Raw genomic sequence first — 9,798 nt, 5'->3', positions numbered from 1 at the left:
ACCGGGCCCTGCGGCATGCCGGCCGTCGCGGGACCGGAGCCGGCCTCGTCGGGCCCCAGCAGGGCCCGGTAGCGGGCGAGGATGCGCTCGGCCTCAGCCCCGGCGCCGTCCGGCAGGCGGCCCGTCGCGGCGATCGCCTCGGTCCAGCGTCCGGCGGCGTCGAGGGTCGCGAGGGACGGATCGACGAGATCGGCGGCGGGGAGGCGGCCGGCGCGGGCGGCCGACAGGCCGTCCTCGGCGGCGTGCAGCACGGCGAGCATCGCCGGCCAGTCGAACAGGGCGACCGAGCCCTTGAGGGTGTGGACGGCGCGGAAGACCCGGTTCAGCACCGCCGGATCGGCGGCGGCGTCGAGGGCGAGCAGGTCCTCGGCCGCGGCCTCGACCAGCTCGCGCGCCTCGGCCGCGAAATCCCCGATCAGGTCGTCCACCGGCGGCAGGCCGGGCGTCTCGGTCACGGGGCATCCCCTTCGCGCGCATCCTCGGGACGCTGGTGGACGATCGCCTCCGGGAAGCGGCGGGTGCGGAAGCGCGACGGGATCCGGTCCATCGATTCGGTGTGGCCGAGGCACAGGAAGCCGCCGGGCCGCAGGGCGGAGAAGAGGGTGTCGGCCGCGATCCGCCGCGAGGCGTCGTCGAAGTAGATCAGCACGTTGCGGCAGAACACGATGTCGAAGCGCCCCTCCTGGGCCATCCCGGGCCCGTCGACGAGGTTGCGGCGGCTGAAGCGCACCGAGCCGCGCAGCTCCGGCAGGATGCGCCAGGACGGCACGGCGGTCCCCGCCTCGGCGGTGAAGTAGCGCGCGACGAGGTCAGGCGGCAGCCGGGCGAGGGCGCGGGCGCCGTAGCGGCCGGCCTCGGCGGCGGCGAGCGCCCGGGTGTCGATGTCCGAGCCGACGATCTCGATCTCCCAGCAATCGACCACGGGCCAGTGCTCGAGGAGCCAGATCGCCAGGGAATAGGGCTCCTCCCCGGTGGCGCAGGGCATCGACCAGATCCGGATCGGGTCGCTCCGGTCGCGCCCGGCGGTCACCGCCCCCAGCAGCGAGGCGGTGAGGCAGTGCAGCTGGTGCGCCTCGCGGAAGAAGTAGGTCTCGTTGACCGTGAAGGCGTTGACGAAGAGCTGCACCTCGCCGGCCGCATCGCTGCGCAGCCGCGCGAGATACTCCGGCAGCCCGGCCGCCCCGGTGGCGCGCATCCGCTCGCGCACCCGCCGCTCGATGAACGGGCGCCGGTCGGCGGGCACCAGGATGCCGGTCTGGCGGTAGAGCAGGTCGCAGAGCCGCGTCAGATCGGCCTCGCCGAGGGGGACGGGCTCGCCCGTGATCGCCGCGCGCGTCATGACACGAGCGCCGTCAGCTCGGCCGCGATGGCCTCGAGCGGGGCGACCAGGCTGGCGCCGCCGGCCCGCACCAGTTCGCCCGGCATGCCCCAGACCACCGCCGTCGCCTCGGCCTCCGCGATGGTGCGCCCGCCCCGCTCGCGCAGGGCCGCCATCGTGCGGGCGCCGTCGCGGCCCATCCCGGTCATCAGCACGCCGACGAGGCGCCGGGCCGGGACGAGATCGAGGGCGCTCTCCACGAGCCGGTCGACACTCGGGTGCCAGGGATACTCGGCCTGGGCCGGGGCCGGGGCCACCATCAGGCCGCCGGGCCGGCGCACCACGATCACGTCGGCGTCGCCCCGCCCGACATAGACCCGGCCCGGAACGAGGGCGACCGGCCCGGTCACCTCCTGCACCGCCAGGGCCGAGAGCCCGTCGAGCCGCCGGGCGAGCGCCCCGGTGAAGCTCGCCGGCATGTGCTGGGCGACCACGATGGGCCAGGGGAAGCCGGCGGGCAGCCCGCCGAGCAGGGCGGTGAGAGCCGGGGGACCGCCGGTCGAGGCGCCGACGAGGACGAGCCCGGGCGGTTCAGGGGCATGGCCCGCGTCCCGGCTCTCCACCGGGCCCGCGGCCTCCGGCATCGGGCGCTTCGCGGCTCGGGGCGTCTCCGCCCGGTGCGGGGCCGGGGGCGCGACGAGGCCGGCATGGCGGGCGCGCAGGCGCGCCGCGAGGCCGGGGCCGCGCGGCCGGGCACGGGCGGCGGCCCGCACCTTCCGGACCAGCACCGGCGCCAGCCGGTCGATCTCGAGCGAGACCGCGCCGGCGGGCTTGGCCAGGACGTCGACCGCGCCGCGGGCCAGGGCCTCCAGGCTCGCCTCCGTTCCCTCCGCGGTCAGGGAGGAGAGCATCACCACCGGGCAGGGACGCTCCAGCATGATCCGGTCGAGGCAGGCGAGGCCGTCGAGGCCCGGCATGGTCACGTCGAGGGTGACCACGTCCGGGGCGAAGCGGGCGAGGAGATCGAGGGCTTCCAGCCCGTCGCGGGCGAAGGCCAGATCGAAATCGCCCTCGGCGGCGAAGATGCCGCCCAGGACCTTGCGCATCAGGGCCGAGTCGTCGACCACGAGGAGGCGGATCATGCGGTGAGCCCCCCGGCCGGAGCGAGGAGCGCCACGGGATCGAGGGCGCAGGCCCCCTCGCGGGCGCCGAGCCGCACCCCGTCGACGAGGAACCCCGCCCGGACGCCGCCGGCCTCGACCACCACCAGGCGCCGCCGCGCTCCGGTGGCGGGCAGGCCGAGGCGGCGGGCGAGATCGACGACCGGCAGCGCCCCGCCCCGGACGGCCAGCATCCCGGCGAGCCAGCCGGGCGCCCGGGGCACCCGCACCAGGGACTTGGGGGCCGGCGCGACGCGTCTGACGGCGTCGGCGGGCAGGCTGTAGGCCCGTCCGGCGAGATCGAGAATCACCACCGGCGCCGGCGGTTGGATGGGTACCGACGCGTCCGTCGCGTCCGGACCATCCTCGGCCCGCACCGGTGCCGCGGCAGCCAGCGCCGATGCCGACAGGATGCCGACGAGGGTGCGGCCGTCCCCGGGGCGGGCGAAGCCCGCGAGGGTCGGGTCGCGGCGCAGGGGGCGCGGCACCGGATCGACCGCCTCGGGCGCGAGCCGCAGCACCGGCCCGATCCCCTCGGCCACCAGCCCCAGCCCGCGCACCACCGCGACCCGGCCGCCGGGCGCGGGACCGAATCCGAGCCGGGTCGCGAGGCAGAGGAGCGGCAGGGGGCGGCCGCGCCACGGCATCGTGCCGAGGGACGCCGGCCCAGGCGCCGAGTCCGGCGCCGCGATTTTTGGCAGCGGCAGCACCGCCTCGACTTCCGCGAGCGGCAGGGCGTAGGGGCGGCCCGCGATCGTGAGGGACAGAAGGTCCGTGCGGGCGTCGCGCGGCCGCGGCACCCCGGCCTCGGTCGGCGAGGCCGACGCGGTCGGTTCCGGCGCCCGGGGAGGCAGAGCCGCAGCGACCAGGGCCGGCAGGTCGAGGCGCTCGGCCGCCCCGGGATCCGCCGCGAGCCCGACGATCCCGGCGACCATGAGCCCGACCGGGCCATCGGCCTCCGCCAGCACCATCCGGGTCGGGTCGGACGTGGCCCGGGCGGCAGGGTCCGGATCGAGCAGCCGGGCGAGGTCGAGGACCGGGAGCGCGCGACCGGAGAGGGCGGCGAGGCCGACGAGCGTCGGCGGCGCCCCGGGCACCCGGGTCAGCGCGGGCACCCGGGCCAGCGCCCGCACCCGCGCGGCCGGCAGCGCGAGGCGGCGCCCGCCCGGACCCGCGGCCGCGACGACGAGCCAGCGCCCGGGACCGGCCTCAGCCATCCGCGCCCTGCAGCTCGTCGGCCAGGAGGGCGATCTCCTCGACCGCCGCCGCCAGATCCTCGGCACCGCGGGCCTGCTGGCGGGCGGCGGTGGCGGCCTCGCTGGAGGCGCGGTCGGCCTCCTCGGCCGCCACGGCGATCTGCCGGGCCCCCGCCGCGATCTCGGCGGCGGCGGCCAGGATCTCGTCGGCACCCACGGCGATCTCGCGGTTGGCCTCCTCCAGTTCCGCCACCTCGGCGGCGACCGCGGCGAGGCCCGCCGTCAGGGCCCGGTTCTTCGCCACCTCGGCCTCCGCCGCGGCCGCCGCGCGTTCGAGGGCGCGGCGCAGGGCGGCCGCCCCGTCCCGGATCGCCCGCACGGTGCCGCGGATCCCCTGGGCGCCGCCGGCGGCATCGCGGGCCAGCGCCCGGATGTCGGCCGAGACGACCGCGAAGCCGTGGCCCGCCTCGCCGGCCCGCGCCGCCTCGATGGCGCCGCTCACGGCCAGCATGCCGATCTGCACGGCGACGAGGGCGATGCCCTCGACGGCGGTCTCGATGCGCCGCTCCCCGGCCTCGATCGCGTCGAGGCGGTCGAGGGAGGCGCGCATCCCGTCGAGCGCCCGGCCGACCCCGTCCGCGAGGGCGTCGACCGTGCCGCGGGCCTCCTGCAGGGCGCCGGCGATGGAGGCGGCCTGCGCCAGGGCCCGGTCGGCACCGGCCCGGGCGCCGGCCGCGGCGCGCTCGATCTCGGTCAGGGCGGCGGAGGATTGCCGGGCGGCCGCACTCTGCACCGCGAGGCCGCGGCTGATCTGGTCGACGGCGGCCAGGATCTCGGCGGCGGCCCCGGACAATTCCTCGATCGACGCGGAGAGCGCGTCGGCGGCCCCGGCGATCTGCGTGGCACCCGCCCTTCCGGTGCCGCCGCCGCGCAGGGCCTCGGCGAGGGCGGCCAGGGCCTCGGCGGTGGCGCGGCCCCGGTCGAGGGCATCGGTCTGCTGAGCCACCGCGGCCTGGGCCTCCTCGGCCGCCGCGGCCTGCTGCTCGGCCGCCGCCGCGACCTGCTCGGCGCCGGCCTGCGCCTCCCGGGTGGTCGCCTCCGCCCGCAGCGCCGCCGCCAGGATCTCCTGGGCGCCCTCCGCCAGGCCGCCGAGATCGGCCCGCGCCGCCTCGATCCGCCGGGCGACCCGGGTGCCGGACGCCGCCTCGGCCACCGCCCGGGCGGCGGCCTCCCGGATCGCCGCGCCGAGCGCCCGGATCTCGGCCCGGATCGCACCGGCCTGGTCGCGCACCTCGCCGGCGGCGGCCTCGGCGGTCTCGGCGAGCGCCCGCACCTCGTCGGCCACCACCGCGAAGCCGCGGCCGTGCTCGCCGGCCCGGCCCGCCTCGAGGGCGGCGTTGAGGGCCAGCAGCCCGGTCTGGTCGGCAAGCCCCGCCACCGTCCCGGTAACGTCGCCGATGCGCGCCGTCGCCCGGTCGAGCTCGTCGACGATGCCGACCGTAGCATCCTGACGACCGGCCTCGGCCTCGAGGCCCGCGACCGACTGGGTGACCTGGGCGCCGGCCTCGGCGAGCTTCGCCTGGAACGCGCCGGTGCGCCGGCGCGACAGGTCGGCCCGCTCCCGCGCGGCACCGAGGCGCCCGACGATCGCCGCGACGGCGGCGAGGGATTCCTGCGCCGCGCCCGCCGATTCCTCGGCCCCGCCGGCGATCCGCTCCATCGCCCGGCTCAGCTCCTCGGCCGCCGCCGCGGCCTCGGTGGTGCTGGCGGCCAGCTCCTCGGTGGCCGCGCCCAGGCGCTCGACCGCCTTCTGCCGGCGTGCCCGCGCCGGCCCGCGGCCGCCCTTCGCGGATGCGGCGGGAGATGTCGGTGGCGAAAGGGTCCTGCCGGGCGCGGGCGGACGGCTCCCGGCCACGGCCGCCTCGAGAGGGGTGCCGTCCCGGGCCGCGAGCTTCGCCTTCTTGACCAGTGCCATGGAGCCCGAACCCGCCCGCGATCCCGCCGGTGTGCCGGAGGCGGCGGACGGGGGCAAGCACGGCGGCACAGCCATCCCCCGGCGGAGCCGCGGGACAGGGCGTGCTCCCGCGGCCCCTCACCCCGCCCAGCCCAGATCCCGGCTGATCGCCAGCGCCACCTCCCGCACCGTCCCGGCCAGGTCCTCCATCCGGGCCTCGTCCATGTACTGGACGGTGCTGGTAACGCTGAACGCCGCGACGATCGCCCCACTGGCGTCGCGGATCGGCCCGGCGACGCAGCGCACCTCGGGCTCGTTCTCCTCCCGGTCGTAGGCGATGCCGCGCACGGCGTAGGCCCGCATCCGCTCGAGCCAGGTCGCGAGATCGGGGCTGTGGCCGCCCCGTGCCTCGCCGAGGCGGTAGAAGCCCCGCCAGCGCGCCTCGTCGAGGTCGAGGATCAGGGCCTTGCCGAGGCCGGTCGACCAGACCGGCTGGCGCTCGCCGATCCGCGAGCTGATCGCGATGCGCCGGCGCCCCGGCAGCTTGTCGAGGTAGAGCGCCCACTCCCCCTCCAGCACGCCGAGATGGATGGTGTCGCCGCAGGATTCCGACAGGCGGTCGAGATGAGGCCGCGCCACCCGGGTCACCGGCGCCGCCTGCTGGGCCCGAAAGCCGAGCTCGAGCAGCTTGGGACCGAGCCCGTAGCCCTCCCGCGGGGCGAAGGTGAGGTAGCGCTGCTCGACCAAGGCGGCGGCGAGGCGGTGGGTGGTGCTGCGGGTGGTGCCGAGCGCCGCCGAGAGAGCGGCGAGGTCGCGGGCGCCGCCCGCCACCGCCTCCAGGATCGCGAGGCCGCGCAACAGCGTCTGGCTGCCCGGCGCCGCTCCTCCCTCCCCGGTTGACGGCTTCGCGGCCATGCGCGTATCGTCCCACATAGAAGAATAAGATCCCACTATATGGGATCTGTGGGCGTGCCGCCAGGGCCGCCGGAGGACACCCCGAGGGCGCCGCGCGAGCGACCGCCGCGACCCGCCTCCCGTCCCGGCCACGCCCGAACCCGGTGCGCCGCGGCGGCGCACCTCACGACGGAGGTCACACGCCCATGAAGCTCTTGCGCTACGGCCCGGCGGGCCAGGAGAAGCCCGGCCTGCTCGACGGCGAAGGCCGCATCCGCGACCTGTCCGGCCACCTGCCGGATCTCGGCCCGGCGGCGCTCGCCAGGGAGTCCCTCGCCCGCCTCGCCGCGCTCGACGCCGCCAGCCTGCCGGTGGTCGAGGGTGCGCCGCGCCTCGGAACGCCGGTGGCCGGTGTCGGCAAGTTCATCGCCATCGGGCTCAACTTCGCGGACCACGCCGCCGAGTCGAACCTGCCGGTGCCCAAGGAGCCGATCGTCTTCACCAAGGCGATCAGCTCGCTGTCCGGCCCGAACGACCCGGTGATGCTGCCCAAGGATTCGGTGAAGAGCGACTGGGAGGTCGAGCTCGGCATCGTCATCGGCACCCGCGCATCCTACGTCGAGGAGGCGCAGGCGCTGGATCACGTCGCCGGCTACTGCCTCGTCAACGACGTCTCGGAGCGCGAGTACCAGATCGAGCGCGGCGGCACCTGGGACAAGGGCAAGGGCTGCGACACGTTCGGGCCGGTCGGCCCCTGGCTCGTGACGTCCGACGAGGTCGGCGATCCGCAGAGCCTCGACATGTGGCTCGACCTCAACGGCCGCCGCATGCAGACCGGCAACACCCGGACGATGATCTTCACCTGCGCGCAGATCGTCTCCTATGTCAGCCGCTTCATGACCCTGATGCCCGGCGACGTCATCACCACCGGCACGCCGCCGGGCGTCGGCATGGGCATGAAGCCCGAGCCGGTCTTCCTCAAGGCCGGGGACGTGATGACGCTCGGCATCGAGAAGCTCGGCGAGCAGCGCCAGGACGTCACCGCCTGGCAGCGCCGGGAGGCGTGAGGCGATGACGTATCCGAACCGCTTCGAGGGCCGCACGGCCCTCGTCACCGGCGGCGCCTCCGGCATCGGCCTCGCGGTCGCCGCGCGGCTGAGGGCCGAGGGCGCGACGGTGGCGCTCTGGGACCTCAACGCCGCGGCGCTGGAGGCGGCCAAGGCCGAATCCGGTGCCGCCGACGCCCGCGCCCTCGACATCGCGGATGCCGCCGCGGTCGAGGCCGGGATGCGCGAGACCCTGGCGGCGCTCGGCGGCCGGCTCGACGTGCTGGTGTGCAGCGCCGGCATCACCGGGCCGAACACCCCCTTGCGCGACTATCCCGTCGACGCATGGCAGCGCGTGATCGACGTCAACCTCAACGGCCTGTTCTACTGCAACCGGGCCGCGGTGCCGGCGATGGAGGCGGGCGGCTACGGCCGCATCGTCAACGTCGCGTCGATCGCCGGCAAGGAGGGCAACCCCAACGCCTCGGCCTACTCGGCCTCCAAGGCCGGGGTGATCGGGCTGACGAAATCGCTCGGCAAGGAGCTGGCGAAGTCGGAGATCCGGGTGAACTGCGTCACGCCGGCGGCGGTGCGCACCGCGATCTTCGACCAGATGACGCAAGCCCATATCGACTTCATGCTGTCGAAGATCCCGATCGGCCGCTTCGGCGCCATCGACGAGGTGACCTCGCTGATCTGCTTCCTGGCGAGCGAGGAGGCGTCGTTCTCGACGGGTGCGGTGTTCGACGTGTCGGGCGGCCGGGCGACGTACTGACGGCGGTCCCGCGCTCCGCCCCTCCACGCTCCGCCGGCGCCGGGCAGAACAGGAAGGCGCGGGTTTGCACCTCTCCCCGCTGGCGGGGAGAGGGCTGCCGACCCCTCGTCGGGTCGGCGGCAAGCCCGAAGGGCGAGGGTGAGGGGGTGATTCCGCAGGAGTCTCACGCGTCGAGACCCCCTCACCCTCGCTCCGGCATTCGCCTTCGCTCCTTTCGCCCCCGACAAGGGGGGCGAAAGCCTCTCCCCGCCCGCGGGGAGAGGAGAAACCCGCGACAGTCTTGTTGTCTGAACAGCTCCGCCGCATCCCCCCAAAGCAGAACGGCGCGGGCCCGTCGGGGCCCGCGCCGTTCACGCCATCACCGGATTACCGGGTCTCAGGCCGCGGCCGAGACCGCGGTCGGGACGGTCGAGATGGTCTTCAGGATCTGCGAGGCGATCTGGTAGGGGTCGCCCATCGAGTTCGGGCGGCGATCCTCGAGGTAGCCCTTGTAGTCGTTGTTGACGAAGCTGTGGGGCACCCGGATCGAGGCGCCGCGGTCGGCCACGCCCCAGCTGAAGGTGTGGATCGAGGCGGTCTCGTGCTTGCCGGTCAGCCGCATGTGGTTGTCCGGGCCGTAGACGGCGATGTGGTCCTCGCGGGCATCCCCGAAGGCCGTCATCAGCTTCTCGAAATAGGCCTTGCCGCCGACCTCCCGCATGTAGGCGGTCGAGAAGTTGGCGTGCATGCCCGAGCCGTTCCAGTCGGTGTCGCCGAGCGGCTTGCAATGGTACTCGATGTCGATCTCGTACTTCTCGCACAGGCGCTGCATCAGGTAGCGCGCCATCCACATCTCGTCGGCGGCCCGCTTGGAGCCCTTGCCGAAGATCTGGAACTCCCACTGGCCCTTCGCCACCTCGGCGTTGATGCCCTCGTGGTTGATGCCGGCGGCGAGGCAGAGGTCGAGATGCTCCTCGACGATCTGGCGGGCGACCGAGCCGACGTTCGAGTAGCCGACGCCGGTGTAGTACGGGCCCTGCGGCGCCGGGTAGCCGGTCTCGGGGAAGCCGAGCGGACGGCCGTTCTTGTAGAAGAAGTATTCCTGCTCGAAGCCGAACCAGGCGCCTTCGTCATCCAGGATGGTGGCGCGCTTGTTCGACGGGTGCGGGGTCTTGCCGTCCGGCATCATGACTTCGCACAGGACCAGAACGCCGTTGGTGCGGGCCGGGTCGGGGAAGTGGCGGACGGGCTTCAGCACGCAATCGGAGGAGCTGCCCTCGGCCTGCTGGGTCGAGCTGCCGTCGAAGCCCCAGAGCGGAAGCTGCTCGAGGGTCGGGAAGCTGTCGAAGGCCTTGATCTGGGTCTTGCCGCGAAGGTTCGGGGTCGGGGTGTAACCATCGAGCCAAATATACTCGAGCTTGTATTTGGTCATCTCGCGTCTCTCTATCAGGTTCCGATGGAGCCCGTGATTCCTCG

9 protein-coding genes are annotated in these 9,798 nt (G+C 75.1%); 2 read left to right on the top strand and 7 right to left on the bottom strand.

Annotated elements, in window-relative coordinates:
• The 6 genes from QR78_RS08020 to QR78_RS07995 all read right to left on the bottom strand — a co-directional run.
• The coding region (locus QR78_RS08020; RefSeq protein ID WP_048426970.1) for an Hpt domain-containing protein at window positions 1-455 on the bottom strand (455 nt) is incomplete at its 3' end.
• Window positions 452-1,339: a CheR family methyltransferase gene (locus QR78_RS08015; RefSeq protein WP_048426969.1), complete on the bottom strand. Its 888-nt coding sequence runs from the start codon at window positions 1,337-1,339 to the stop codon at window positions 452-454. The genes QR78_RS08015 and QR78_RS08020, both read right to left, overlap by 4 nt.
• On the bottom strand, window positions 1,336-2,460 hold the full coding sequence (gene cheB, locus QR78_RS08010; protein WP_048426968.1) for a chemotaxis-specific protein-glutamate methyltransferase CheB: 1,125 nt from the start codon (window positions 2,458-2,460) through the stop codon (window positions 1,336-1,338). Before cheB ends, QR78_RS08015 begins: the two co-directional genes overlap by 4 nt.
• Window positions 2,457-3,695: a chemotaxis protein CheW gene (locus QR78_RS08005; protein ID WP_053220840.1), complete on the bottom strand. Its 1,239-nt coding sequence runs from the start codon at window positions 3,693-3,695 to the stop codon at window positions 2,457-2,459. Before QR78_RS08005 ends, cheB begins: the two co-directional genes overlap by 4 nt.
• Complete coding sequence (locus QR78_RS08000) at window positions 3,688-5,649, bottom strand: methyl-accepting chemotaxis protein (RefSeq protein WP_048426967.1); 1,962 nt, start codon at window positions 5,647-5,649, stop codon at window positions 3,688-3,690. Before QR78_RS08000 ends, QR78_RS08005 begins: the two co-directional genes overlap by 8 nt.
• A gap of 117 nt (window positions 5,650-5,766) precedes the next feature.
• A complete protein-coding gene (locus tag QR78_RS07995; protein ID WP_048426966.1) occupies window positions 5,767-6,543 on the bottom strand; it encodes an IclR family transcriptional regulator in 777 nt (258 codons plus the stop codon).
• A gap of 185 nt (window positions 6,544-6,728) precedes the next feature.
• On the opposite strand from QR78_RS07995, the gene QR78_RS07990 reads away from it, so the two are divergent.
• Entirely contained in the window at window positions 6,729-7,589 is an 861-nt protein-coding gene (locus tag QR78_RS07990) for a 2,4-didehydro-3-deoxy-L-rhamnonate hydrolase (protein ID WP_048426965.1), read from the top strand.
• Between the two features lie 4 nt (window positions 7,590-7,593).
• Window positions 7,594-8,343, top strand: a complete 750-nt coding sequence (locus QR78_RS07985; protein ID WP_048426964.1) for an SDR family NAD(P)-dependent oxidoreductase — start codon at window positions 7,594-7,596, stop codon at window positions 8,341-8,343.
• Between the two features lie 376 nt (window positions 8,344-8,719).
• Here the strand turns inward: QR78_RS07985 and QR78_RS07980 are convergent, their stop codons facing one another.
• Window positions 8,720-9,754 carry a glutamine synthetase beta-grasp domain-containing protein gene (locus QR78_RS07980; RefSeq protein ID WP_048426963.1) on the bottom strand — a complete coding sequence of 345 codons (1,035 nt, stop codon included), beginning with the start codon at window positions 9,752-9,754 and terminating at the stop codon, window positions 8,720-8,722.
• Window positions 9,755-9,798: the final 44 nt, after the last annotated feature.

Source organism: Methylobacterium indicum (assembly GCF_001043895.1).
In the GTDB taxonomy this organism is placed as follows: Bacteria; Pseudomonadota; Alphaproteobacteria; order Rhizobiales; family Beijerinckiaceae; genus Methylobacterium; species Methylobacterium indicum.
The sequence above is the reverse complement of the archived record's forward strand: the minus strand, read 5'-3'. Positions and strand labels throughout refer to the sequence as shown.